22 protein-coding genes and 1 tRNA gene are annotated in these 25524 nt (G+C 61.0%); 11 read left to right on the forward strand and 12 right to left on the reverse strand.

Features of this window, described 5'->3' with window-relative positions; all coding sequences use genetic code 11:
* The first annotated feature begins 139 nt into the window (after window positions 1-139).
* From glmU to LAC81_RS07315, 4 genes are all read left to right on the forward strand, one after another.
* Complete coding sequence (gene glmU / locus LAC81_RS07300) at window positions 140-1510, forward strand: bifunctional UDP-N-acetylglucosamine diphosphorylase/glucosamine-1-phosphate N-acetyltransferase GlmU (protein WP_223727274.1); 1371 nt, start codon at window positions 140-142, stop codon at window positions 1508-1510.
* A gap of 247 nt (window positions 1511-1757) precedes the next feature.
* The gene (gene glmS, locus LAC81_RS07305) at window positions 1758-3584 is read left to right on the forward strand and encodes a glutamine--fructose-6-phosphate transaminase (isomerizing) (protein WP_223727275.1); all 1827 of its coding nucleotides are present in this window, start codon (window positions 1758-1760) and stop codon (window positions 3582-3584) included.
* Entirely contained in the window at window positions 3584-4081 is a 498-nt protein-coding gene (locus LAC81_RS07310) for a GNAT family N-acetyltransferase (protein ID WP_419195817.1), read from the forward strand. The genes glmS and LAC81_RS07310 overlap by 1 nt, the downstream gene beginning before the upstream one ends.
* A 19-nt stretch (window positions 4082-4100) precedes the next feature.
* Window positions 4101-4790: a DUF502 domain-containing protein gene (locus LAC81_RS07315; RefSeq protein WP_223727277.1), complete on the forward strand. Its 690-nt coding sequence runs from the start codon at window positions 4101-4103 to the stop codon at window positions 4788-4790.
* A gap of 51 nt (window positions 4791-4841) precedes the next feature.
* Here LAC81_RS07315 and recG read toward each other — a convergent pair whose 3' ends face one another.
* Window positions 4842-6947: an ATP-dependent DNA helicase RecG gene (recG, locus tag LAC81_RS07320; protein WP_223727278.1), complete on the reverse strand. Its 2106-nt coding sequence runs from the start codon at window positions 6945-6947 to the stop codon at window positions 4842-4844.
* Between the two features lie 327 nt (window positions 6948-7274).
* Here recG and LAC81_RS07325 point away from each other — a divergent pair, with 327 nt between their 5' ends.
* Together LAC81_RS07325 and mfd are read left to right on the forward strand one after the other, a co-directional pair.
* On the forward strand, window positions 7275-7580 hold the full coding sequence (locus LAC81_RS07325; protein ID WP_113537137.1) for a succinate dehydrogenase assembly factor 2: 306 nt from the start codon (window positions 7275-7277) through the stop codon (window positions 7578-7580).
* 6 nt (window positions 7581-7586) lie between these two features.
* Entirely contained in the window at window positions 7587-11090 is a 3504-nt protein-coding gene (mfd, locus tag LAC81_RS07330; protein WP_223727780.1) for a transcription-repair coupling factor, read from the forward strand.
* A gap of 55 nt (window positions 11091-11145) precedes the next feature.
* Here mfd and LAC81_RS07335 read toward each other — a convergent pair whose 3' ends face one another.
* Both LAC81_RS07335 and LAC81_RS07340 read right to left on the reverse strand, forming a co-directional pair.
* Entirely contained in the window at window positions 11146-11808 is a 663-nt protein-coding gene (locus LAC81_RS07335) for a DsbA family oxidoreductase (protein WP_223727279.1), read from the reverse strand.
* Window positions 11809-11897: 89 nt separating this feature from the next.
* Window positions 11898-13679, reverse strand: coding sequence for an extracellular solute-binding protein (locus LAC81_RS07340; protein WP_223727781.1), 1782 nt, complete (start codon window positions 13677-13679; stop codon window positions 11898-11900).
* 306 nt (window positions 13680-13985) lie between these two features.
* Between LAC81_RS07340 and LAC81_RS07345 the strand changes: the two genes are divergently transcribed.
* Window positions 13986-14615, forward strand: a complete 630-nt coding sequence (locus LAC81_RS07345) for an invasion associated locus B family protein (protein WP_223727280.1) — start codon at window positions 13986-13988, stop codon at window positions 14613-14615.
* Window positions 14616-14688: 73 nt separating this feature from the next.
* Here LAC81_RS07345 and hspQ read toward each other — a convergent pair whose 3' ends face one another.
* The 3 genes from hspQ to LAC81_RS07360 all read right to left on the reverse strand — a co-directional run bounded on the left by hspQ (window position 14689) and on the right by LAC81_RS07360 (window position 17124).
* The gene (gene hspQ / locus LAC81_RS07350) at window positions 14689-15018 is read right to left on the reverse strand and encodes a heat shock protein HspQ (protein ID WP_057255944.1); all 330 of its coding nucleotides are present in this window, start codon (window positions 15016-15018) and stop codon (window positions 14689-14691) included.
* 293 nt (window positions 15019-15311) lie between these two features.
* Window positions 15312-16721, reverse strand: coding sequence for a type I glutamate--ammonia ligase (glnA, locus tag LAC81_RS07355; protein WP_034791062.1), 1410 nt, complete (start codon window positions 16719-16721; stop codon window positions 15312-15314).
* A 64-nt stretch (window positions 16722-16785) separates the two neighbouring features.
* Window positions 16786-17124 (reverse strand): P-II family nitrogen regulator, encoded by a 339-nt coding sequence (locus tag LAC81_RS07360; RefSeq protein WP_003528058.1) that lies wholly within the window; start codon window positions 17122-17124, stop codon window positions 16786-16788.
* Between the two features lie 343 nt (window positions 17125-17467).
* On the opposite strand from LAC81_RS07360, the gene LAC81_RS07365 reads away from it, so the two are divergent.
* Entirely contained in the window at window positions 17468-18943 is a 1476-nt protein-coding gene (locus LAC81_RS07365; RefSeq protein ID WP_223727281.1) for an NAD(P)H-hydrate dehydratase, read from the forward strand.
* Between the two features lie 83 nt (window positions 18944-19026).
* Here LAC81_RS07365 and gpt read toward each other — a convergent pair whose 3' ends face one another.
* Window positions 19027-19524: a xanthine phosphoribosyltransferase gene (gpt, locus tag LAC81_RS07370; RefSeq protein WP_034791068.1), complete on the reverse strand. Its 498-nt coding sequence runs from the start codon at window positions 19522-19524 to the stop codon at window positions 19027-19029.
* Window positions 19525-19754: 230 nt separating this feature from the next.
* Complete coding sequence (locus tag LAC81_RS07375) at window positions 19755-20510, reverse strand: competence/damage-inducible protein A (RefSeq protein WP_223727282.1); 756 nt, start codon at window positions 20508-20510, stop codon at window positions 19755-19757.
* Between the two features lie 166 nt (window positions 20511-20676).
* On the opposite strand from LAC81_RS07375, the gene wrbA reads away from it, so the two are divergent.
* The 3 genes from wrbA to LAC81_RS07390 all read left to right on the forward strand — a co-directional run bounded on the left by wrbA (window position 20677) and on the right by LAC81_RS07390 (window position 22046).
* Window positions 20677-21276, forward strand: a complete 600-nt coding sequence (gene wrbA, locus LAC81_RS07380) for an NAD(P)H:quinone oxidoreductase (protein WP_223727283.1) — start codon at window positions 20677-20679, stop codon at window positions 21274-21276.
* 229 nt (window positions 21277-21505) lie between these two features.
* On the forward strand, window positions 21506-21748 hold the full coding sequence (locus LAC81_RS07385) for a DUF2188 domain-containing protein (RefSeq protein WP_223727284.1): 243 nt from the start codon (window positions 21506-21508) through the stop codon (window positions 21746-21748).
* A 79-nt stretch (window positions 21749-21827) separates the two neighbouring features.
* Complete coding sequence (locus LAC81_RS07390; protein ID WP_034791089.1) at window positions 21828-22046, forward strand: hypothetical protein; 219 nt, start codon at window positions 21828-21830, stop codon at window positions 22044-22046.
* Window positions 22047-22130: 84 nt separating this feature from the next.
* Here LAC81_RS07390 and LAC81_RS07395 read toward each other — a convergent pair.
* The 4 genes from LAC81_RS07395 to LAC81_RS07410 form a co-directional block, all read right to left on the reverse strand.
* Window positions 22131-22215 (reverse strand) — tRNA-Leu (locus LAC81_RS07395).
* Between the two features lie 423 nt (window positions 22216-22638).
* Window positions 22639-23343 carry an HAD family hydrolase gene (locus LAC81_RS07400; RefSeq protein ID WP_223727285.1) on the reverse strand — a complete coding sequence of 235 codons (705 nt, stop codon included), beginning with the start codon at window positions 23341-23343 and terminating at the stop codon, window positions 22639-22641.
* A gap of 4 nt (window positions 23344-23347) precedes the next feature.
* Window positions 23348-23938 carry a hypothetical protein gene (locus tag LAC81_RS07405; RefSeq protein ID WP_223727286.1) on the reverse strand — a complete coding sequence of 197 codons (591 nt, stop codon included), beginning with the start codon at window positions 23936-23938 and terminating at the stop codon, window positions 23348-23350.
* Between the two features lie 80 nt (window positions 23939-24018).
* Complete coding sequence (locus LAC81_RS07410; protein ID WP_223727287.1) at window positions 24019-25473, reverse strand: TrkH family potassium uptake protein; 1455 nt, start codon at window positions 25471-25473, stop codon at window positions 24019-24021.
* Between the last annotated feature and the right edge of the window lie 51 nt (window positions 25474-25524).

The raw sequence follows: 25524 nt of genomic DNA on the forward strand, positions 1-25524 counted from the left end.
GATTGTGAGAATTATGCTTCTCGCAATATCTTGGCGGTACCACCGCGCCGAATCGAGCGTGATTTTGTACTTGAGCCGATTTCGATTTAAGGAATTGTGCGAGGGGCTTCAGCCTCGGAAAGACCAAGGAGAGTATTGTATGGAACGCACGTGCCTGGCCATCATTCTGGCTGCGGGTGAAAGCACGCGGATGAAATCGTCCATGTCGAAGGTGCTGCATCCGGTTGCCGGCCGGCCTATGATCGCGCATGTCGTTCAGGCGCTAGCGAGCGCCGCGATCTCCGATATCGCCCTGGTGGTTGGTCGCGATGCGGAATCGGTTTCGGCGGCTGCCGATGTCGGCGGTGTTTCGGTTTCTTCCTATCTGCAGAAGGAACGGCTGGGTACGGGGCATGCGGTGCTCGCCGCGCGTGACGCCATTGCAAAAGGCTATGACGACATTCTCGTCGTCTTCGGCGACACGCCACTGATCACGCCAGAGCCGCTCAAGGCGGCCCGTGACGGCCTTACCGCCGGCAACGACGTGGTGGTGATCGGCTTCGAGGCGGCGGATCCGAGCGGCTATGGCCGTCTGATCGTCAAGGATGGTGCCTTGCTCGCCATCCGCGAGCACAAGGATGCGACCGAAGAAGAGCGCCGCATCACCTATTGCAACGGCGGGCTGATGGCGATCGACGGTCGCAAGGCGCTCGATCTGCTCGGCCGTATCGGCAACGCCAACGTCAAGGGCGAGTACTACCTGACCGACCTCGTCGAGATCGTGCGCGAAATCGGCGGCCGGGCGATCGCCGTCGAGGCCCCCGAAGAAGAATTGACCGGCTGCAACACGCGCGCGGAGCTCGCCTTCATCGAGCGGCTCTGGCAGCAGCGCCGGCGCCACGAACTGATGCTGTCGGGCGTATCGATGATTGCGCCGGAAACGGTGTTCCTCGCCTGGGACACGGTGCTCGGGCAGGACGTGCTGATCGAGCCGAATGTCGTTTTCGGCCCCGGCGCGCGGGTGGAGAGCGGCGCGATCATTCATGCCTTCTCGCATGTCGAGGGTGCGACGGTCCGGGCAGGGGCGACGGTTGGTCCGTTCGCGCGACTGCGTCCGGGCGCAGATCTCGGCGAAAAGTCCAAGGTCGGCAATTTCTGCGAGGTCAAGAAAGCGGAGATCGGCGCTGGCGCCAAGGTCAACCACCTGACCTATATCGGCGATGCTTTCGTCGGCGCAGGTTCCAACATCGGTGCAGGTACGATCACCTGCAACTATGACGGCGTGAACAAGCACGAGACCAGGATCGGCGAAAATGCCTTCATCGGCTCGAATTCGTCGCTGGTTGCACCGGTGGCGATCGGGGACGGCGCCCTGGTTGCCTCGGGCAGCGTGATCACGGAGGATGTTCCGGCGGATGCCGTCGCTTTCGGCCGTGCGCGCCAGGAGATCAAGCCGGGTCGGGCACGACTGCTGCGTGAGCGCTACCAGGCGGTGAAGGCGGCCAAGAAGGCTGCGAAGGCTGCGGAATAGGCCAAGATCGCTGCGCGTCCTGTGGGACGTGCAAAGGTCGCTGTGGCGCCTGGATCGCTGTCGATTTCTTGCCAGTGTCGGCTGCGATTTTGGGGAAACCTGCAGAGCGTTAAATACTGAAACCGAAAGTGAAATCGGGGCGGATTGCCTCGCCCGGCAAATGCTTTACCAAGGCAGCGCAAGAGGCGGGAGATCCGCCCCTAGGCTGAGGCGCCACGACCGGCGCGGGGACAAATCGGAGACGACTATGTGCGGTATTGTTGGCATCGTGGGCAACCAGCCGGTATCGGAGCGACTGGTCGATGCGCTGAAGCGTCTCGAATACCGCGGCTATGATTCCGCCGGCGTCGCGACCATCACCCGTGGCGCATTGGAGCGCCGGCGCGCCGAGGGCAAGCTCGTCAATCTCGAGATCCGGCTTCGCGAACAGCCGCTCGCCGGCACGATCGGCATTGCCCACACGCGTTGGGCGACCCATGGCGCGCCAACCGAGCGCAATGCCCATCCGCATTTCACCGACGGTGTCGCCGTCGTCCACAACGGCATCATCGAGAACTTCGCCGACCTGAAGGACGAACTGATCGGCAGTGGTGCCAAGTTCGAGACCGAGACGGATACCGAGGTCGTTGCTCATCTGCTCTCCAAGTTCCGTCGCGAAGGCCTTGGCCGGCGCGAGGCAATGCACGCGATGCTGAAGCGCGTCACCGGCGCCTATGCGCTGGCCGTGCTCTACCAGGACGATCCGTCGACGATCATGGCGGCACGCAACGGTCCGCCGCTGGCGATCGGCCATGGCAAGGGCGAGATGTTCCTCGGCTCCGACGCCATTGCGCTTGCGCCCTTCACCAACGAGATCACCTATCTGATCGACGGTGACTGGGCGGTGATCGGTGCGAACGGTGTGCATATCTTCGACCTTGACGGCAATGCCGTCGATCGGCCGCGCCAGATCTCTTCGGCCGCCGCCTATATGATCGACAAGGGCAACCACCGGCACTTCATGGAGAAGGAGATCTATGAGCAGCCGGAGGTGATTGCCCACGCGCTCAGCCACTACATCGACTTTGCCGGCAACCGCATCAAGGCAGCAGACGGCGCCATCGACTTTGCCAAGGTGCCGAGCCTTGCGATCTCGGCCTGCGGCACGGCCTATCTCGCCGGTCTCGTCGGCAAGTACTGGTTCGAGCGTTACGCCCGGCTGCCGGTGGAAATCGATGTTGCTTCCGAGTTCCGCTATCGCGAAATTCCGCTCTCGCCTGAGGCCGCGGCGCTGTTCATCTCGCAGTCCGGCGAAACGGCCGACACGCTGGCATCGCTGCGTTACTGCAAGGAACTCGGCCTGAAGATCGGTGCCGTGGTCAACACGCGCGAATCGACGATCGCCCGCGAGTCCGACGCGGTGTTCCCGATCCTCGCCGGTCCGGAAATCGGCGTCGCCTCCACCAAGGCGTTCACCTGCCAGCTCGCAGTTCTCGCGTCGCTGGCAATCGGTGCCGGCCGTGCCCGTGGTACCGTGAGTGCCGAGGAAGAGCGTGTCCTGGTGCGGCATCTCGCCGAAATGCCGCGCATCATGGGCCAGGTGCTGAACGCCATCCAGCCCGTGATCGAGCTGTTGTCGCGCGAGCTTTCGAAATGCCGCGACGTGCTCTATCTCGGCCGCGGCACCAGCTTCCCGCTGGCGATGGAAGGCGCGCTGAAGCTCAAGGAAATCTCCTACATCCACGCCGAAGGCTACGCCGCCGGTGAGCTGAAGCACGGGCCGATCGCGCTCATCGACGAGAACATGCCGGTCATCGTCATCGCGCCGCACGATCGCTTCTATGAGAAGACGGTGTCCAACATGCAGGAAGTGGCGGCTCGTGGCGGCCGTATCATTCTCATCACCGACGAGAAGGGGGCTGCGGCCTCCAAGCTCGAAACCATGGCGACGATCGTGCTGCCGAATGTCGACGAAATCATCGCCCCGATGATCTTCTCGCTGCCGATCCAGTTGCTTGCCTATTACACGGCGGTGTTCATGGGCACCGACGTCGACCAGCCCCGCAATCTCGCCAAATCGGTGACCGTCGAATGATCTACGTCCGGCATGAGCGTCAGGGAGACGAGAATGCGATCCGCGACGTCACCGCGGCCGCCTTCGAAGGGCATCCGCACAGCGACCAGAGCGAGCCTTTGATCATCGAGCGACTGCGCGAGGCTGGTGCGCTGAGCGTGTCGCTGGTTGCCGAGATGAACGACGAGATTGTCGGACACATCGCCTTTTCGCCCGTCACCCTCACGCCGGCAGAAACCGGCTGGTTCGGGCTCGGACCGGTCTCGGTGAAACCTGACGTTCAGGCGCAAGGCATCGGTAGGCAGCTGGTCCTTGAGGGGCTCGAATGGCTGCGGGCCGAAGGGGCAGCCGGCTGCGTCGTCGTCGGTGATCCCGCCTATTATCAAAAGTTCGGTTTCCGCAACGAATCGGCTCTTGTATTCGCCGGTTGTGCGCCGCAATATTTCATGGCGCTGGCTCTTTCCGGCGCGATGGCGGCGGGCACCGTCGCTTATCATCCTGCCTTCGGCGTCGAGTGAGGTTGAGACGGAAGAAAGCATGACGGAACATTCAAAACGCAGCTACATCGCGACGCGGCTGCGCAACTACTTCCTGACCGGCTTGATTATCTGTGCGCCGGTGGCAATCACCGTTTGGCTCGTGCGAACGTTCATCGATTGGGCCGATGGCTGGGTAAAGCCGTATCTTCCAAACTTCTATAATCCGGACACCTATTCACCCGTTGCTATTCCTGGCTTCGGTCTGCTTGTCGCCATTTTCGTGATCACCTTCGTCGGCTTCATGACCGCAAACCTCGTCGGTCGGTCGATCGTGAATCTCGCCGAATCCCTCGTCAACCGGACGCCGCTCGTCCGCACGATCTACAAATCCACCAAGCAGATCTTCCAGACGGTGCTGCAGGAGCAATCGTCCTCCTTCAAGAAGGCCGGACTGATCGAGTATCCGAGCCCGGGGATCTGGTCTTTGGTGTTCATTGCAACGGATGTGAAGGGCGAGATCGCCTCGAAGTTCGATGAACGTGGCATGGACATGGTGGCTGTCTTCCTGCCGCCGACCCCGATCCCGACAGCGGGATTTTTGCTGTTTATCCCGCGTGAAAAGATCATTCCGCTCGAGATGAGCGCGGAGGATGCGGCCAAGCTGCTGATATCAGGCGGTCTCGTGACGCCCGACCACAAGCCGCTCGCCAATGCACCATTAAAGATTGGCCAGCAGAAGACTGCCTGACACCGAGGCGTACCCTCGAATGCAAGCCGCTGCAGATATCCTGGGAAACGTCTAGCCGGCGCGCAGGAAGCGGATCGCTTCGTCGCGCCGGTAGAGATAGAGCAGCGTCCGGAGCGCTTCACCGCGTTCCGACGTCAGGTCCGGATCCCTCTCGATTACGTAGGCGGCGTCCTTCCGGGCGATTTCCAGGAGGTCACCATGCGCTTCCAGGCTGGCTATGCGGAAGCCTGGCGTGCCGGACTGGCGTGTCCCGAGCAACTCGCCTTCACCGCGCAGTTTCAGGTCTTCCTCGGCAATCATAAAGCCGTCCTCGCTGTCGCGCAGGATCGAAAGCCGTGATCGGCCATTTTCGCTGAGCGGTCCCTTGTAGAGCAGAATGCAGGTCGACGCCTCGTCGCCCCGGCCGACCCGTCCACGCAACTGGTGAAGCTGGGCAAGACCGAAGCGTTCCGCATGCTCGATCACCATGATTGTCGCGTCCGGCACGTCGACGCCGACTTCGACGACGGTGGTGGCGACCAGCAACCGGATCTCGCCGTTCTTGAAGGCGAGCATGACGGCATCTTTCTCGGCTCCGTTCATCCGGCCATGCACGAGGCCGACATTGTTGCCGAAGCGCTTGGCGAGGCCCTCGTATCTTTCTTCGGCGGACATGACGTCGACAGCCTCCGACTCCTCGACGAGCGGACAGATCCAGTAGGCTTTCTTGCCTTCGCGAAGCGCCGCGTCCAGTCGATCGACGATGTCGTCCGTACGCTCGGTCGGGATCGTCACGGTTTGGATCGGCTTCCGGCCCGCTGGCTTCTCCGTCAGCTTCGAAACGTCCATGTCGCCGAAGGCCGCGAGCACCAGCGTGCGCGGGATGGGCGTCGCCGTCATCACGAGCATATGCGGGGAGATCCCTTTGGCGGTCAGACGCAGGCGTTGGTGAACGCCGAAGCGATGCTGTTCGTCCACGACCGCCAGCGTCAATTCCTTGTAGTTCACCGTGTCCTGGAAGAGCGCATGGGTGCCGATCACCATCCGCGTTTCGCCGGATGCTATGCGGTCGACGATGGCGTCGCGCTCCTTGCCTTTCGTGCGACCGGTCAAGACGTCGATCGTGATGCCGGCAGGGGCCGCCATCCTGGCCAGGGTAGCGTGGTGCTGGCGGGCGAGGATTTCCGTGGGCGCCATCAGCACGGCCTGGCCGCCGGATTCTACGGCGGCGAGCATCGACATCAGCGCCACCATCGTCTTGCCGGAGCCGACGTCGCCTTGGAGCAGCCGCAGCATGCGTTCGGTGCCAGACATATCCTTGAGAATGTCGGCAATTGCCGTGGATTGGCTTGCTGTCAGCGAAAAGGGAAGCGCGTCGATGACCGGCCGGGAGAGCACACCGGTGGCGTGAACTGGCGTTCCCGCAACCTTGCGCAGCCGCTGCCGCACGAGTGCCAGCGACAGCTGACCGGCGAGAAACTCGTCATAGGCCAGGCGGCGGCGCGCGGGCGCCTGCGGATCTATATCCGTCGCGTCACGGGGATCGTGCATCGCCCGGAAGCTGTCGGCCGCGCTGCTGAAACCTTGTTTGGTGAGCAGTGCGTCGTCCACCCATTCCGGCATTTCCGGAACGCGCGCGACGGCCGCCTCGATCGACTTGCGCAATGTCCTGGGCGAAAGCCCGGCGGTGAGGCCATAGACCGGCTCGACCAGCGGCAGGTTTTCCGCCTCGCTTGCCCGAACCGCGTAGTCCGGATGGACCATGGACGGCCGTCCATTGAACCAGTCGACCTTGCCGCTGACGATCACCGTCTCATCAACCGGAAGCGACTTTTCCAGCCAGTTTCCCTTGACCCGGAAATAGGTGAGCGCCAGCTCGCCGGTCTCGTCATGCAGGAATACGCGGTAGGGCAGATTGGGTTTGCCGCGCGGCGGCGGCTGGTGGCGATCGACCCGGCCGGTAATCGTGACGATCACCCCTTGCGGGGCGTGAGCAATGCCTGGTTGCTGGCGGCGGTCGATCAGCGAATGCGGCGCATGGAAGACGAGATCGACGACGCGGCAGTCGTCGATCGCTTCACGGCCGAGCAGTTTGGCATAAAGTTCACCGATCTTCGGGCCGATGCCTGGAAGCGTGTCGAGCGGTGAGAAGAGCGGGTCGAGCAGGGCGGGGCGCATGGCGATGAAATTGCGATGATAAATCGGGCTTTGGCAAGGCTGACAATCACCTATTCAGCGTTTATAGAGCGCTGTGACGACAAACCGTAGCCTAGAGCGTCCCGCGTTCAAGTGATATCACCGGAGGCGACAAGTTGCTCTGGAAACAAGGTGCTAGAGCATTTTCGCGTGATCGTTCGAACGCGCGGTGCTCTCCTGCATGTCTTCTTTCTCCTTGGATCAATCCGATTTAAGGACAAAACCATGCAGCAACTTAAAGTGCTACAGCGACTTTCGTGCGCCTGGGAAGGTGCGCGGCGCAGTAGCAGGCGGCAGGAAGGAATTCCCATGACTGGCATTTCACGTACCAGCGCCGATCTTGATCCGCGTCGACGGCGGATCCTTTTCCGCGCCTGGCATCGCGGCATCCGCGAGATGGACCTGATTCTCGGGCAGTTTGCAGAGGCCGAGCTTTCGCTGCTTTCCGATGCGGACCTCGATGAACTCGAGACGATCATGCGCGAAGAGGACAATGATCTCGTCAGGTGGATCACTGGCGAACAGCCGGTGCCGCCCCAATATCAGACGTCGATGTTCGAGCGGATTGCCGCCTATCGTCCCGATTTCGAGAAGCTTCCCGAAGAGATAAAGTAACCGATGATGCTGGCTGGCCTTGATCCGAAGAAAATTGTCGAAGCGCAGCGGGAGATCACGATCGGGCCGGTTCCCTCCGGTGCCGAGGCACTGGTTCTCGCCGAACTTGCGCGTGCCGGTCAGCCGGTTGCCTATATTCTGTCGGATGGTCAACGGATAGCGGATCTTGAGCAGGTCCTCGGCTTCGTCGCGCCGGATATTCCGGTGCTGACGCTGCCGGGCTGGGACTGCCTTCCCTATGACCGCGTATCGCCGAGCGCCGACACGTCTGCGCGTCGCCTCGCAGCACTGAGCGCACTCATCGCACACAAGAAGAAGCCGCATGCAGCGATCGTGCTGGTGACCGTCAACGCTGCCCTGCAGAAAATCTCGCCTCAGGATGTGATCGAGAGCCTGGCGTTTTCGGCCCGTCCGGGCAATCAGGTACGCATGGATGACATCGCGATGCGGCTCGAGCGCAACGGCTTCGAGCGGGTCGCGACCGTGCGTGAGGTCGGCGAATACGCGGTGCGCGGCGGCATCCTGGATGTCTTCGTGCCCGGCAGCGGCGAGCCTCTGCGTCTTGATTTCTTCGGCGATACGCTCGAGACCATCCGCTCCTTCGATCCCGCAAGCCAGCGCACGACGGGCCAGGTCCGCTCGCTCGATCTCAACCCGATGAGCGAGGTGTCGCTGACGCCGGAGACGATCAGCCACTTCCGCAAGCAGTATCTGTCGCTGTTCGGTGCGACGAACCGCGACGATGCGCTTTACCAGGCGGTTTCCGAAGGGCGGCGTTACGCCGGCATGGAGCATTGGCTGCCGCTCTTCTTTGACGGGTTGGAAACGGTATTTGATTATCTCGATGGTTTCCGCATTGTCACCGATCACCTGGCGCGCGAGGCAGCCGCAGAGCGCTCGAAACTCATTCTCGATTATTACGACGCCCGCCTGGCATCGGCCTCTCCCGGCAAGACGCAGACCACCCAGGGCACGCCCTATAAGCCGGTCCCGCCGGAACTGCTCTACCTGAACTCGCAAGACTTCAACGCTGTGCTCACCTCGCGCGATGCCATTCGTTTGTCACCGTTCAACGAGCATGAAGGCGAAGCGCGGCAGGTGATCTCGGTCGATGCGCGTCAAGGGATGCGCTGGGCAAAGTCGGCCGGCGAGGGGGAGACGGACAGCGAACGCGTCAACGTCTTCGATCAGGCGGTCAAGTACATAGCCGAGCGGCGTTCAAAGGGCGCCAAGGTGATAATCTCGGGCTGGAGCGAAGGGTCGCTGGACCGCCTGTTGCAGGTGCTGGTCGAGCACGGACTCGGCAACATCAAGCCGATCAAGGCACTGGCCGAGGTCAAGAGCCTGAAGCCGGGCGAGGCGGGTGCGACCGTCCTCAGCATCGAGGCCGGTTTCGAGACAGGCGATCTCGTCATAATCGGCGAACAGGATATCCTGGGCGACCGCATGGTGCGCCGCTCGAAGCGGCGCAAGCGTGGTGCCGACTTCATCGCCGAGGTGGCAGGCCTCGACGAGGGCAGCTATGTGGTACACGCCGAACACGGCATCGGCCGCTTCGTTGGCCTGCGCACCATCGAGGCTGTCGGCGCGCCGCATGATTGCCTCGAACTCGTCTATGCGGAGAACGCCAAACTGTTCCTGCCGGTCGAAAACATCGAACTCCTGTCGCGCTACGGCGCAGAAGGGACCGATGCAATCCTCGACAAGCTGGGTGGCGTTGCCTGGCAGGCGCGCAAGGCCAAGCTCAAGAAGCGGCTGCTCGATATGGCGGGCGGTCTCATCCGCATCGCCGCCGAGCGGCACACGCGCCGGGCACCGTCTCTGATCGCTCAGGATGGCGTCTACGACGAATTTGCTGCTCGCTTCCCCTATGACGAGACCGAAGATCAGCTGAACTCGATCGAGGCCGTACGCGATGATCTCGGCAGTGGCCGGCCGATGGATCGCCTTGTTTGTGGCGATGTCGGCTTCGGCAAGACGGAGGTTGCCTTGCGTGCTGCCTTCATCGCGGCCATGAATGGCGTACAGGTTGCCGTCGTCGTGCCGACGACGCTTTTGGCGCGCCAGCATTTCAAGACCTTCTCCGAGCGCTTCCGTGGGTTGCCGATCCGCATCCAGCAAGCCTCACGTCTCGTCGGTTCCAAGGAACTGGCGTTGACGAAGAAGGAGGTGGCAGACGGCAAGACGGACGTCGTGGTCGGCACGCATGCACTGCTTGGCACGTCGGTCAACTTCGCCAATCTCGGCCTGCTGATCATCGACGAGGAGCAGCACTTCGGCGTCAAGCACAAGGAGCGGCTGAAGGAGCTGAAGTCCGACGTGCACGTGCTGACGCTTTCGGCGACGCCGATCCCGCGCACCTTGCAGCTCGCCTTGACCGGCGTTCGCGAACTATCGCTGATCACGACGCCGCCGGTCGACCGCATGGCGGTGCGCACCTTCATCTCGCCCTTCGATGCCCTGGTGATCCGCGAAACACTGATGCGCGAACATTATCGCGGTGGCCAGAGCTTCTATGTCTGTCCGCGCCTGAGCGATCTGTCGGAAATCCACGATTTCCTGAAATCGGACGTGCCGGAACTGAAGGTCGCGGTTGCGCACGGCCAGATGCCGGCAACCGAGCTCGAAGACATCATGAACGCCTTCTATGACGGGCGATACGATGTGCTTCTGTCGACGACGATCGTCGAATCCGGTCTGGACGTCCCAACGGCCAATACGCTGATCGTGCACCGTGCCGATATGTTCGGCCTCGCCCAACTCTATCAGCTGCGCGGTCGCGTCGGTCGCTCGAAGGTGCGTGCCTTCGCGCTATTCACCTTGCCGGTCAACAAGACATTGACTGGAACGGCCGAGCGCAGGTTGAAGGTGCTTCAGTCGCTCGACACACTCGGTGCCGGCTTCCAGCTTGCCAGCCACGACCTCGATATCCGCGGCGCCGGCAACCTGCTTGGCGAGGAGCAATCGGGTCATATCAAGGAGGTCGGCTTCGAGCTCTACCAGCAGATGCTGGAGGAAGCGGTCGCCGAGCTCAAGGGTGAGGAAGAAATCCACGATACCGGTTGGTCACCGCAGATTTCGGTCGGAACCCCGGTCATGATCCCAGAACACTACGTGCCGGATCTGCATCTGCGGCTCGGTCTCTACCGCCGTCTCGGCGAACTGACGGATCTCAAGGAAATCGACGGCTTCGGCGCCGAGATGATCGATCGCTTCGGCCCGTTGCCGATCGAGGTCCAGCACCTCTTGAAGATCGTCTACGTCAAGTCTCTGTGCCGTACGGCGAATGTCGAGAAGCTCGATGCCGGACCGAAGGGGGTCGTTGTGCAGTTCCGCAACAAGGAGTTCCCAAACCCCGCGGCGCTCGTCGGTTACATCGCCAAGCAGGGCACGCTTGCGAAGATCCGGCCGGACCATAGCATCTTCTTCCAAAAGGAACTGGCGACGCCGGAGAAGCGTCTTTCGGGCGCTGCGATGGTGATGACGCAACTCGCTGGACTGGCGAAATAGCCGACCGCAGGAATAGCGCTGCCGCCGGTTGCGGCAACGCCAGGATTGCGGCGGCTCAGTTCGGCTTGCCGCTGGCTTTCATCTCCGCGATTTCGCGCAGCGCATTTGTCAGCACGTCGACGGATTGCGCTCCCATCACGGCATATTGTCCCTCAAGGATGAAGCAGGGCACACCGGTCACGCCCATCTCGCGGGCCATGCCGACCTCTTCCTTGACTGCGTCCTTGTCGGCATCGGAGGTGAGCAGCGCCGTGATGACGGGGCGGTCGAGGCCGGCCTTCTCGGCGATATCGAGCAGCACGGCGTGATCGCCGACATTGCGGCCTTCTTCGAAATTCGCCTTGAACAGCAGGCCGACAACTGCTGACTGCGCTGCCTGGCCGTTGGTTGCGGCCCAGCGGACCAGCCGATGGGCGTCAAGCGTGTTCGGGCTGACTTTCACGGCATCGAAGTCGAAGGCGATGCCGTCGGCGTCTCCGAGTTCGCACAACATGTCATGTGCGCGATCGACGGCCGCTTGGCCGCCAAGCTTCTCGGCAAGGTGCTTCTTGTGGTCGATGCCTTCCGGCGGCAGGTCGGGATTAAGCTGATAGGGACGCCAATTGACCGTGACGAGCACATCCGGGACATTGGCAATTGCCTGATGGAGCCTTGCCTTGCCCAGATAGCACCAGGGGCAGACGACGTCCGAGACGATATCGATGCTGACGGTTTGCATGGTGCGGGTGCCTTTCCTTGTTTGGTATATCGGCGAGATAAGCCGGTTTCAGCCGGCTTTCAATGCGTTACCAAAAGGGAACCAGCCTCCTATTGCGCGTTTTGATCCCACCAGGTCGGAAGTTGGTAGCCATAGAGCGGCAACACATCGGGACGGCCGATATGCTTGCGCCGCGCCACCCACTGTGCGTCCAGATGATAGAGCGGCACGAGGTAGGAGTTGTTGATCAGCAGCCGGTCGTGCGCGCGCACGGCAGCCGTGAAATCCTCGGTCGTGCGAGCCTGGAGAATGTTGTTGATCATGCGGTCGACATCCTTGTCGGCGACGCCGGCAAAATTGTCGCTGCCCTGCCGGTCTCTCGCCTGGGACGACCAGCGCCCGGCTTGCTCGACGCCGGGTGACAGCGTTGACGGGAAGGATTTGATGATCACGTCGTAGTCGAAGGATTGGCTGCGCTGCTGGTATTGCGAATCGTCGACGGTACGCACCGACACCTGGATGCCGAGCGGGGCGAGGAAGCGCTGATAGGCGAGCGCAATCTTTTCCTGGCCCGCGTTCTGGCTCATGATTTCGAAGGCAAGCGGCGAACCCTTGGCGTCCACCATCTTGCCGTCCTTGATCTGGAAGCCCGCCTCCCGCATCAGCGAGACGGCGACGCGCAGGACGTTGCGATCACGACCGGAAGCGTCGGTCACGGGCAGCCGGTAGGTGCCGTCCAGGATCGCCGGGTTGATCCGGTCGCGTGCATCCCCGATGAGGCCGAGTTCACGATCGTCAGCCGGCGCGCCGAGGAAACTCAGTGTCGAGTTCTGCCAGTAGCTCTGGGTGCGTGTATAGGCACCATCGAAGAGGTTCTTGTTGACCCACTCGAAATCAAACACCAGAGCCAGGCCTTGGCGGAGCTTGAGATTGTCGAACATCGGCTTGCGGGTGTTGAACACGATGCCGAGCATGCCGGAAGGCGTCTTCGGCTTGAAGGTTTCCTTGACCACATCGCCGGAGCGGACGGCCGGAAAGTCGTAGCCGCGCGCCCACTTGGTGGCGCTGCCTTCCGGGTAGATGTCGATTTCACCCTTCTTGAACGCTTCGAACAGCGAGTTTTCCTGGAGGAAATACTCGACGGAGATTTCGTCGTAATTGTCCTGGCCGACCTTGGATGGCAGGTCCTTCGCCCAATAGTCCGGGTTTCTCTTGTAGACGATGCGCTCACCGGGCTTCACTTCGACGACACGATAGGGGCCGGAGCCGAGCGGCGGCTTCAAACTCGTCTGATCGAAGGTCGCAACATCGATGGCGTGCTTCGGCAGGACCGGAGAGAGGCTGAGCAACAGCGGAAGTTCGCGGTCGACGTCTTCGGTAAAGGTGAAGCGGACGCTGCGGTCGCCGACCTTCTCCATCTTTGCCACTTTTGCCAGGCGGTTGCTGAAGGGTACACGTCCCTTGTCGCGCAACAGTTCAAAGGTGAAGATGACGTCGTCGGCTGTGACCGGTTGCCCGTCGGCCCAGCGGGCGTTGGGGTTGAGGTTGAACTGGATGAAGGTCCGATCATCGTCCCATTCGACCGATTCGGCGAGCAGGCCGTACATGGTGAAGGCTTCGTCCCGCGAGCGTTGCATCAGCGATTCGTAGACGAGGTTGCCGTATTCCGGGTCCCACATGCCGCGCGCTGTCGTGCGCATGCTTTTCAGAATGAAAGGATTGAGGCTGTCGAAGCTGCCGACGACGCCATAGGAGATCTTCCCGCCCTTCTTCACGTTCGGATTGACGTAAGGGAAGTTCTTGAAATCGGCGGGCAGCGCCGGCTCGCCGTGCATGGCAATGGCATGCACTGGCGCGGCTACCGCAGCGTTGCCGAACGAAGTGACGGTCATGAGCAGGGCCAGACCGGAAAGAATTGCACGCAAAGTCACCTCCCGTGAGGGGTATCAACAGGCCGATTCCCTGAACGTTACCAATGGTGACCGATGAATCCAACCGATCAGCCGCCCAAATTCCGCCCAGTAGCAAGTCAAAAAATGACAGGAAACACTGGATAAACGAAGCGAGCCAATGTAACAGGTGTTTCCGGAAACGGGGTCATGCATTTGCCTTATTTGGCCAACAGGACAACGGCGGCTGACGATACTCACCTGCGGAACGATGTGTTCCGTTACCGGATTTCAGGAGACGGAATCACAATGATCTTCAAGTCGAATTTTACCAAACGCTCGGGTATGGCAGCGCTGGCGCTCTCTGTAGCTGCTGCGGGCGTACCGAGTGTTGCGTCCGCCCAGCAGGCAGGTGGCAAGCCTCCGCAGGGCTGGTTCAAGATCTGCACCAAGCAGGAAGACAATGACGTCTGCATCGTTCAGAACCTCCTGACTGCCAACAATGGTCAGCTCGTGACCGCTGTCGGCCTCATCACCGTAAGCGGCAAGGTCAACCGCAAGGTCCTGCAGGTTTCCGTACCGTCCGCGCGCCTGATCCCGACGGGTGTCCAGATGCAGATCGACGGTGGCAAGCCGGTAAAGCTCGACTACGCAATCTGCATGCCGGACAAGTGCGTCGCTGAAGCGCCGCTGTCCGACCAGCTGATCGCCAGCCTGAAGAAGGGCAACGAGGTGGTCTTCACCTCGGTCAACTACCAGCGGGCTCCGAACCCGATCAAGATGGCTCTCACGGGCTTCACCGGCATCTTCGATGGCGAGCCGATGGAACAGTCGCAGCTCGAAGAGCGTCAACGCCTCCTGCAGGAAGAAATGCAGAAGAAGGCTGAAGACGCCCGCAAGAAGCTTGAGGAAGCCCAGAAGGCTGCCAAGCAGAACTAAGCGATCTCACGATCCCAAAAAGAAACGCCCGGACTTTGTGTCCGGGCGTTTTTTATTTGTCCGGGGCGATGCCTTAATGTCGGAACGCCGCCTTTGGCCTGTAGTGGCCGACACCATCCTTGTCGAACAGCGCATCGACCTGTGCGTGGCGCATCGGTCGGTCGCTGTCGTCGAACTCCAGGTTCTGCTCGGAAACGTAGGCGACGTACTCGCTGTCATCGTTTTCGGCGAACAGATGGTAGAAGGGTTGATCCTTGCTCGGGCGGATCTCCTGCGGAATGGCGTTCCACCATTCTTCGGTGTTGGCGTATTCCGGATCGACGTCGAAAATGACGCCGCGGAACGGGAAAATCCGATGGCGAACCACCTGTCCGATCTCGAATTTGGCGTTTCTTTGTTTCATGACGCAAAACATCCTTTCAGGAGATTATCTGGGTTGGCGAACCCAAAACATCAATAGGGATCTCCCTTCCGTCCGGCGTTGGACAATTGCGCTGGGTATCCATCTAGACGCGCAAAAGTTGCCGTAGGCATAATATCACACAATTCTGCAAGGCGTGCTGTCGACCGCTGAGATGCAGTGTCTCCCAGGTGGGGGCAACGGGCCAAAAAGAAAGGCCGGCGCGTCGATCGAAGCGCCGGCCTTCTGCATAGGTTGCCCGGCCGGAAGCGATCTCGCTGCCGGCCGGCACGGCCTTAGACCGAGTAGTACATGTCGTACTCGACCGGATGCGGGGTCATTTCGAAGCGCATCACTTCCTGCATCTTCAGTTCGATGAAGGAGTCGATCTGGTCGTCATCGAACACGCCGCCGGCAGTCAGGTACTTGCGGTCCTTGTCGAGGCTTTCGAGTGCTTCGCGCAGCGAGCCGCAAACCGTCGGGATCTTCTTCAGTTCCTTCGGCGGCAGGTCATAGAGGTCCTTGTCCATGGCCTTGCCCGGATGCAGCTTGTTCTTGATGCCGTCGAGGCCAGCCATCAGCATGGCCGCGAAGGCGAGGTAGGGGTTGGCGGTCGGGTCCGGGAAGCGGACTTCGACGCGCTTGGCCTTCGGGTTGGTGCCGAACGGAATGCGGCACGAGGCCGAACGGTTACGGGCGGAGTAGGCGAGCAGAACCGGGGCTTCGTAGCCCGGGACGAGACGCTTGTAGGAGTTCGTCGACGGGTTGGTGAAGGCGTTAAGCGACTTGGCATGCTTGATGATGCCGCCGATGAAGTAGAGGCAGCTTTCCGACAGGCCGGCATATTCGTCGCCCGCGAAGGTCGGCTTGCCGTCCTTCCAGATCGACAGGTGCACGTGCATGCCCGAGCCGTTGTCGCCGAAGATCGGCTTCGGCATGAAGGTTGCGGTCTTGCCATAGGCATTGGCGACCTGGTGCACGACGTACTTGTAGATCTGCATCTTGTCGGCGTTGCGCACCAGTGCGTCGAACTTGACGCCGAGTTCGTGCTGAGCGGCAGCGACTTCGTGGTGATGCTTTTCGACCGTTACGCCCATCTCGGACAGAACTGTCAGCATTTCCGAGCGCATGTCCTGGCAGCTGTCGATCGGCGGAACCGGGAAGTAGCCGCCCTTGACGCGCGGACGGTGGCCAAGGTTGCCGGTCTCGTAGTCGGTGTCGTCGTTCGACGGCAGTTCCGAGGAGTCGAGCTTGAAGCCGGTGTTGTAAGGATCGGCCTTGTACTTGACGTCGTCGAAGACGAAGAATTCGGCTTCCGGACCGACGAATACAGTGTCGCCGATGCCGGATGCCTTGAGGTAGGCTTCCGCCTTCTTGGCCGTGCCGCGCGGATCGCGGTTGTAGGATTCGCCCGAGACCGGATCGAGAATGTCGCAGATGATAACCATCGTCGACTGCGCGAAGAACGGGTCCATATGCGCTGTTTCCGGATCGGGCATCAGCACCATGTCGGACTCGTTGATGGCCTTCCAGCCGCCAATCGAGGAGCCGTCGAACATGACGCCGTCGGCGAACATGTCTTCGTCGACGCAGACCACATCCATGGTTACGTGCTGCAGCTTGCCCTTGGGATCGGTAAAGCGCAGGTCGACGAACTTGACGTCGTTGTCCTTGATTTGCTTCAGAATATCGCTTGCAGTCGTCATTTGCCGTTATTCCCTGTGTGAGATGACGAGGTTTGAAAAGAACCGGGCCGGACGGCCCGTGATATCAGATGGCGTCGAGGCCGGTTTCGCCCGTGCGAATGCGGATGACTTCTTCCACATTGGAAACGAAAATTTTTCCGTCACCAATGCGGCCGGTCTGCGCGGCATTGCGGATCGCCTCGATGACGGCCTCCGCGTTTTCATCCGCCAACACGACCTCGACCTTAACCTTCGGCAGGAAGTCCACCACGTATTCGGCGCCGCGATACAGCTCCGTGTGACCCTTCTGCCGCCCGAAGCCCTTGGCTTCCGTGACGGTGATGCCCTGTAGTCCGACTTCCTGAAGGGCTTCCTTCACTTCGTCGAGCTTGAAGGGCTTAATGATCGCTTCGATCTTTTTCATGAGAAAATGTCTCTCCGCTTCTCCCTTGAAAGCAGGATCATGCCCGCTCGCCTTGAATATGCACGTTGCATGCCAGTTTTTCTGCGAAAATCTGTCAGAACGACAAAAAATCTACTGCCAGAACTGCGATCGCCGGGTTTCCATGCCATTCCAGGCCGTAATCTGCCTAATTTTTGTAATTTTCGATTGAAACATGCCCGGCTTTGACCGTGGTCTGTTGTCATCGATACGGCAACGCACGTTACTTGAGCAACAAATATGTGCAAATGCACATTTACAGGGCAATGCGCGTGGTGAGCGTGGGACCTTGCTTCATGCCGTTGGGCATGGATAAGTCTGGCGCATGCGCTCCGAACTTCAGCACTTGTTGATCACGCCCTCGGAAATGACGGCAATCGATCAGGCCGCCGCCCGATCCGGCATCGATAGCTTTACGCTCATGCGCAACGCCGGCCTGGCCGTGACTGCGGCGGCGCTGCGACGCTTCCCGGATGCCGCCCGCTTCGTCGTTCTCTGCGGGCCGGGCAACAATGGCGGCGATGGCTACGTCGCAGCCCGCGGTCTGGCGGAAAGTGGTGCGGACGTCACGGTCTTCGCACTCGGCGACGCAACAGTCCTTCAAGGAGACGCCGCGCGGGCTCGTTCGGAATGGAATGGGCCGGTAGCGGCGCTTGCAGCATTCGATCCCCAGCCCGGCGATGTCGTCATCGACGCGCTGTTCGGCGCCGGGCTTTCGCGTGATCTCCCGGGCAATGTCGTTCAGCTCATTGAACGCGTCAATGCAAGCGGGCTCCCGGTTGTCGCGGTCGATCTGCCAAGCGGCATCGACGGACGGACCGGCGAGATCCGTGGCGCTGCATTCGCGGCCCGCCATACGGTAACTTTCATGGCGCCGAAGCCGGGCCACTGGCTTCTGCCCGGGCGCCCCCTGTGCGGCACGCTCGAAGTCTTCGATATCGGCATTCCGGCCCGCGTCATGTTCTCCGGAGCCGGCTCGCTGCGTCTGAACGCACCGGCGGTCTGGTCGGGCTGGGGAGGTGACCTCGCACCATCGACGCATAAATTTAGGCGTGGTCACCTGGTCGTCTTTTCAGGTGACCGACAGGCGACGGGCGCCGCACGCCTGGCGGCCATGGCTGGTCTCGCGGCCGGCGCCGGATTGGTCACGGTGGCAACGGGAAAGGCGGCACTCGGGATCAATGCATCGCAATTGACCGCGGTGATGGTGAAGGAAGTGGAGGGTAAGCGTGACCTGACGAAATGGCTGCAGGATCACCGCTTGGGCAGCTTCGTTTTGGGGCCTGGTTTCGGTGTCGGCAAGAAGGCTAGGGACTTTGCGCTTGCGCTGTGCGATCGGTCGTTGGTGCTGGACGCAGATGGGATCACTTCATTTCAGGCGAACCGCGAGGAACTCTTTGCCGCGCTCCTAAGGGGCGGAGGTCGGATGGTTCTGACGCCGCACGAGGGGGAGTTTGCCCGCCTCTTTCCCGAAATTGCCGGCGACGGCAAACTTTCGAAGGTCGAAAAGGCGCAGAAGGCGGCCCGCGCGAGCCATGCCGTCATCGTCTACAAGGGGGCCGACACGGTGGTCGCCGCACCGGACGGACGGGCCGTCGTCAACAACAATGCGCCGCCGTGGCTGGCAACGGCCGGCTCGGGAGACGTGCTCGCCGGCATCACCGGTGCGCATCTTGCCCAAGGGATGCCGGCCTTCGAGGCGGCAGCCGCCGCCGTATGGCGACATGGTGCTGCCGGCGACCGGGCCGGGCAGGGGCTTACGGCCGAGACATTGATTGGCGCGATACCGCCAATGGCGTGAAGCCGAAAGATAAAGCGCCTCGAGCAGCCGGACTTCATGGAAGGAGCCACTCGAGGCGTCTTTGATACATGTTCGCCTGGCTGTTAGCCGCGGGTGCCCTTGGCAATCGGCTCCTGGTAGGTGAAGCCCAAATCCCAGGGGAAATAGATCCAGGTATCCTGGCTGACTTCGGTAACGAAGGTATCGACCAGCGGCCGGCCCTTTGGTTTGGCATAAACGGCGGCGAAATGCGCCTTCGGCAGCATGGCGCGCACTTCGGCTGCGGTCTTGCCGGTGTCAGTCAGGTCGTCGACGATCAGCACGCCTTCGCCGCCATCCTTGGTAATTTCAGGCGTAATGCCTTTCAGTACCTTCATCTGCCCCTGCGTATCGTAGTCATGATAGGAAGCGACACAGACGGTTTCGATCATCCGGATATTGAGTTCGCGGGAAATGATCGCGGCCGGAACCAGGCCGCCGCGGGTGATGCAGACCATGGCGCGCCATTCCTGGCCGTTGTCGGCGAGGCGCCACGCAAGCGCGCGCGCATCACGGTGGAACTGGTCCCAGGAGACGGGAAAGGCTTTATCGGGCAGCGACATCAGTGGGCTCCGGCTTGTCTGTATAAGGTAAAGGCGAAGCGTCCGGCAGATCGGGCAGGCGGGAACGCGTCATCCTGATTTGCCGACATGCAATAGCGGCAATGGCGCCCTGAGCGCAAGGCTCTACAGCGCTTCACGTCTCTCAAGACGCTTCAAGACCACTGTAACGTCGGAACCTTCCACCTGATTTCCCTGGATCGATGCTGATCCAGGGAAAAATGCAACAGCAATCAGGCCTTCGCGCGCGCTTCCGTGATTGCCTGGATCATCGCGTGCACGTCGGCTTCGGCAGCGGCCAGCGCTTCCGGATCACGGGCACGCACGACGATATCGGTCGAGAAGTTCTTGCCGTCGAACTTGGGGTAGGAGCCGATGCTGGTTTCCGGGTGGTTCTTCTGGACTTCTGTCAGCGGGCTGCCGATGTCGCCTTCGCCGAAGGGCGAGCGCACAGTGCGGGAGAGGAGGGGCGAGCCGACCTCGAGGCCGGGCAGCAAGGCATCGAGCATGGCCTGGAACACCTGCGGCACGCCGGCCATGACATGCACGTTGCCGATGGCAAATCCTGGCGCGGTGGAAACGGGGTTCGGGATATGGCGTGCGCCGAGCGGCATGCGCGCCATGCGCTTGCGCGCGTCGGTGAACTCCATGCCGCGACGCTCGTACATTGCGCCGAGCAGGGCCATTGCCTCGGGTTCGTAGATGCATTCGACGCCGAAGGCGCGCGAGACCGCGTCGGCGGTGATGTCGTCATGGGTGGGGCCGATGCCGCCTGACGTAAAGACGTAATCGTAGCGGCTGCGCACGGCGTTGATGGCTTCCACGATGGCAGCTTCGTCATCGGCGACGATCCGCACTTCGCGCAGGTCGATGCCGACCATGGTCATCATGTCGGCGAGATGGCCGATGTTCTTGTCCTTGGTACGGCCCGACAGGAGTTCGTCGCCGATGGCGACCATCGCGGCGGTGACGATTTTTGTGCTGCTCATCGGTGATCCCTATTTATTTCAGCTAATAGTTTAACAGTGATTGTTTATTGTTCGACGGGCGAGAACAGTCTGTTTCCCGGGCAGCTCCTGGCAAGCGGCCGCATTTTGATAAATCTTCCCGGCAGCGGTGATCAAGTGGGATCGCTTGAATCCAAAGGAGCATTTTATGGCCAAGGTTCTTGTTCTCTATTATTCGGCATACGGACACGTCGAAACGATGGCCTATGCGGTGGCCGAAGGCGCGAAAACGGCTGGCGCCGAAGTGGACGTGAAGCGCGTTCCCGAACTCGTATCGGAAGAAGTCGCCAAGGCTTCCTACTACAAGCTGGATCAGGCGGCGCCGATCGCCAATGTCGAAGAGCTGGCACAGTACGACGCAATCATCTTCGGCGCAGGCACGCGCTATGGCACCGTCGCCTCGCAGATGCGCAACTTCATCGATCAGACCGGCAGCCTGTGGGCCAAGGGCAAGCTGGTCGGCAAGGTCGGTTCGGTCTTCACATCGTCCGCAACGCAGCATGGTGGGCAGGAGTCCACGATTCTTGGCTTCATCCCGACGCTGATGCACCACGGCATGGTCGTCGTCGGCCTTCCCTATGCATTCCAGGGGCAGATGGGCCTCGACGAGATCAAGGGCGGCTCGCCCTACGGCGCTTCGACCATCACCGGCGGCGACGGTGCGCGCCAGCCCTCCGAGGTCGAGCTCGAGGCTGCTCGGTTCCAAGGCGCACACGTCGCCAAGATCGCCGCGAAGCTCGCCGGCTGATCGACCTAAGAGATTGGAATTCTTGATCAAGGGCGGCTCCGAAAGGGGCCGCCTTTTTGATTCGATATGAGCCAGATCCAAGTGATTCGCGAAGGTGGCTATTCGCACCATACCTGTGGTACTATCCGCGGCGTTCGGCATGAGAAATGCCTTTGACGAGGAGGAAAGAAGGGCCGTGCGGCAACGGCCCGCCGGAGACCGAAGGTTTTCGGACTGCTGGGAGGGAAGTATGGCGCGGATTACTTACACCATCGTTCCTCATGACGGAGGATGGGCCTATAAGGCCTCCGACGCATATTCGGAACCCTTTCCCAGCCGCGAGTTGGCGCTAGCCGCCGCCAAGGCTGCCGCCGCCGAACAACAGGTCGGCGGCGACGACGAAGATATCAGTTTCCAGGATGAAGAAGGCCACTGGCACTTCGAGCACACTGACGGCGGCGATCGGCCGGAAGCGACCGTAGAAGACGGCTAGTTCGCTACAAGGCAGCCGGCTCAATCCGAACACAAGCGTTAGTATTGCGTGCACACCATCTCTCCACGGAGGATATTCGATGCACTATAGCGTTCAGATCTTTACCTGGACCCCGCGGCAGGGAGTCCACCAGGTCGGATCGGCAATCGAGGTGGACGCCCCCAATTCCAAGGCGGCAGCGGTCTCCCTTCTCGGCCTCAGGCTCGAGAACCAGGGATGCGCAACGAAGCTCGCCGTCCGGGTATGGCACGACGATGCCTACCAGGCCGAATGCGATTGCTATTACTACAACAACTGAGCGGCCACTCTTTTCGGCGTAAACCTGTCGCTGCCGAGTGACAGTCAGACGCCCGCCGCCAAATGATCCCACAAGCCGTTTGCCTGGTGCGGGCGACGGGGGTCGAACCCGTACAGCCAAGGCCGAGAGATTTTAAGTCTCTTGCGTCTACCAGTTTCGCCACGCCCGCATGTTCCCTAGATCAATCACTCAAGGCGAACAGTCAAGTGCATCAGACGGGTGAAAGGCGTATTGATGGCCACGCAGCCTGTTGCCTCGACTTCAGGAAGTAGAAAACAACGGCGGCAATCAGTGCGGCGATACCATAGGGCACAAGCATTTCGAGGTAGGGCAGGCCGGAATTGACCGAGTAGACGGCGGGGGCCGCGAAGGCCAGGCCGATCAGTCTCGCCAGACGGGACGAAGAGCACGCTGAGCGCGGAGACCTTGCGCAGCAGCCATCCGAGCAGCACCATCAAGATTGTCGCGCCGAATATCTAGGCCATTCTCTCACTCTCCGTTGGCGAAATCGCGCGAGATTACCGCATTGAGTGGCGTGCAATGGATAGCGGATTCAATCCTGGGTTTGTTTAGCCTTCTCCCCGTGATGTGGCTAGAGCGGCAATCGTTCGAGGATCGACGGCAATCCGCCGAGGTCGTTGATCTCGCGGAACCGTGGATGGCTCTCGGGCTTGTCGTGGTGCTCGAACGCCCAGGTCAACGCATGCGGGACATAGACAGCCCAACTGCCCGCATCAAGCGCGGGCACGACATCGGACTTCAGTGAATTGCCGACCATCAGGCTCTTGGACGCGCCGTCGCCGTGACGCTTGAAGATGCGGTCGTAGGTGCTCGCATTCTTGTCGCTGACGATTTCGACGGCATCGAAGTAGTCGCCGAGGCCGGAGGCAGCGAGCTTGCGCTCCTGGTCGAAGAGGTCGCCCTTGGTGATCATGACGAGGCGAAACCGGCCGTGCAGCGCGTCGAGTGTTTCCTTGACATGCGGTAGCGGTTCGACCGGATGGACGAGCATGTCGCGTCCGGCCGCGAGGATTTCAGCAATGACCGAGGACGGGACCTTTCCGTCGGTCACGTCCACCGCGGTCTCGACCATCGACAGTACGAAACCTTTGATGCCGAAACCGTAGAGGCCGAGATTGCGTTTCTCTGCGGCAAGTAGCCGCTCGGAGAGATGCTCGGTGTTCGTATGGGGAGCAAGCAGTTCGGCAAAGCGCGTCTCGGTCAGGCGGAAGAACTGCTCGTTCTGCCAAAGCGTATCATCGGCATCGAAACCAACAGTCGTTATTGCATGGGGCATGGTCTTACGGTCCGGCAATCTTGAAGGGCTGGTCAACGCTGGCGCTCTTGCCGCTGTTGACGTCGTTGAAATGGAAGCGCAGCACGTAGTCCCCGGCCGGCGCTCCGGAAACATCGATGGTGAGCGTCGAATAGATTTCCTGGTTTCTGAGGTAACCGGTGAAGGTGAAGTCGCCGAAGGCCTTCTGCCCGGCGAGAACGTCACCCTTCGGATTAAGAATATCAAAATCGACGGTGAAGTGGCTCTCGAGCTTGCCCTTCTCCGTCGCATTCTTCCAGGAAAGACCGATCGGCTCGATATAGGAGATCAGCGATTCGCCTTCCTTGAAGACAGAGCCTTCGCGCGGTTCGTACATCGCATAGCCCGTCGGCTGCTTGGAGACGAAGACGGCCTTGCCGATCGCGAAGGGCAGCGTCTGCGAAAAGTCGCTCATGGCCTGCAGAAGCAGGTCTCGCGCCTTTGCCGCATCGCCCGAAGCGGCAAGTTTCTCCGCTTGCGCCGCCGCATCGGTCAGCGGTCCGGCGTGGGTGGTGGTATTCCCGGATAGTGTCGTGGCGACGGTCAGCGTCGCCAGAAGAAGCATATGTTTCACCATGACGTCCCCCATCGCCGGATGACACCGACTTTCGGCATCTGCCGCATCGAGTCAAGACGATAGGGCCGCCCGGCCATTGGTCAATGCTTCCAGAAGACCGGCGTCAGGATCACGAGCACGGTCAGCACTTCCAGACGGCCGAGAAGCATCATCAGCGACAGCAGATAGAGTTCAGGATTGCCGAGCGTGGAAAAATTGCCGGCCGGTCCGATGATGGGGCCAAGTCCGGGCCCGACATTGGAGAGACAGGTGATGACCGCCGAGGTCGCCGTAACCAGGTCGTAGCCGAGCGCGCCCATTGCGAGGCTGCCGAAGACCCAGAGCAGGATATAGGTGATGAAGAACAGGAAAATCGCGCGCTGCGTGTCGGCATCGACGGTATTCTTGCCGTAGCGCACCGCATAGATCGCGTTGGGATAGACGAGCTTGTTGAGCCCCGACCGGATCGCGTTGAAGAGCACAATGAACCGGTAAGCCTTGATGCCCCCGGCGGTCGACCCGGAGCAGCCGCCCAAGAAGGTGGCGACGAAGGCGGCCATGACGACGAAAGGCCCCCAGAGGCTGTAGTCCTGGCTGGCATAGCCGCTCGTCGAAAGGATCGAGGTGATGTTGAAGAAGGAATGCGCCAGTGCCAGGTGGAATTCGACCCCATTCGCGAGGCGGTGATAGACGGCCACTGCGATCGAGAAGGCCGCGAGGTACCCGAGGAAGACGATGATCTGCGGATCGCGCAGTGCATCGAAACGGCCGCGGGCGACAAGCACGATCAGGATCGAGAACGGCAGGCTGCAAAGCGCCATGAAGAAGGTCGCCGTCCAGAGCAGTGGGATGCTGCCGAAATAGGCGAAGGATGCGTCGTGGGTCGAGAAACCGCCGGTCGCAACCGTCGACATCGCGTGGTTGATCGCGTCGAACCGGTTCATGCCGGTCAGAAAGTAACCGATGGCGCACAGAAGGGTGATGACGACATAGACGACGAGGAAGGCGCGGCTGAAGCTCGCGAGGCGTGCAAACGGCTTGTCGTTGGTGTCGGAGGATTCCATCTTGAAGAAGGACATTCCGCCGACCCTGAGATAGGGGATGATGAACAGGCCGAGCACGACGATGCCGATGCCGCCGAGCCAGCAGAGCAACGAGCGCCAGACCAGCAGCCCCGGCGGCGCATCGTCGAGACCGACGATCACGGTCGCGCCGGTCGTGGTGATTGCCGATATCGATTCGAACAGCGCCTGGGCAAAATCAAGTTTCAGCGACGACAGCCAGAGCGGGATCGCGCCCGCCACCGAAAACACAGCCCACAGCATGTTGACGAGGACGAAACCGAATTTCTTGGAAAATGGTGGCGGTCCCATGCGTGTGGCCATGAAGGTCGTCAGCGACAGGCCACCGACGATGAAGGCGGATGCAGTGAAGATGCGCCAGTCCGGGTGTCCGTAGTAGAGGTCGACCATCGCCGGCACGAGCATCGCGCATGCGAGGTAGATGCCGAGGATCGCCGCGATATGCACAGCATGCCGGATCAATGTAGCGTTCAAGCGTTCAATTTCCCGGAAAGTGTTGCGGGCGTCCCGGCCGAAGGTATGCGG

The sequence above is a fragment of the Ensifer adhaerens genome, from assembly GCF_020035535.1.
In the GTDB taxonomy this organism is placed as follows: domain Bacteria; phylum Pseudomonadota; class Alphaproteobacteria; order Rhizobiales; family Rhizobiaceae; genus Ensifer.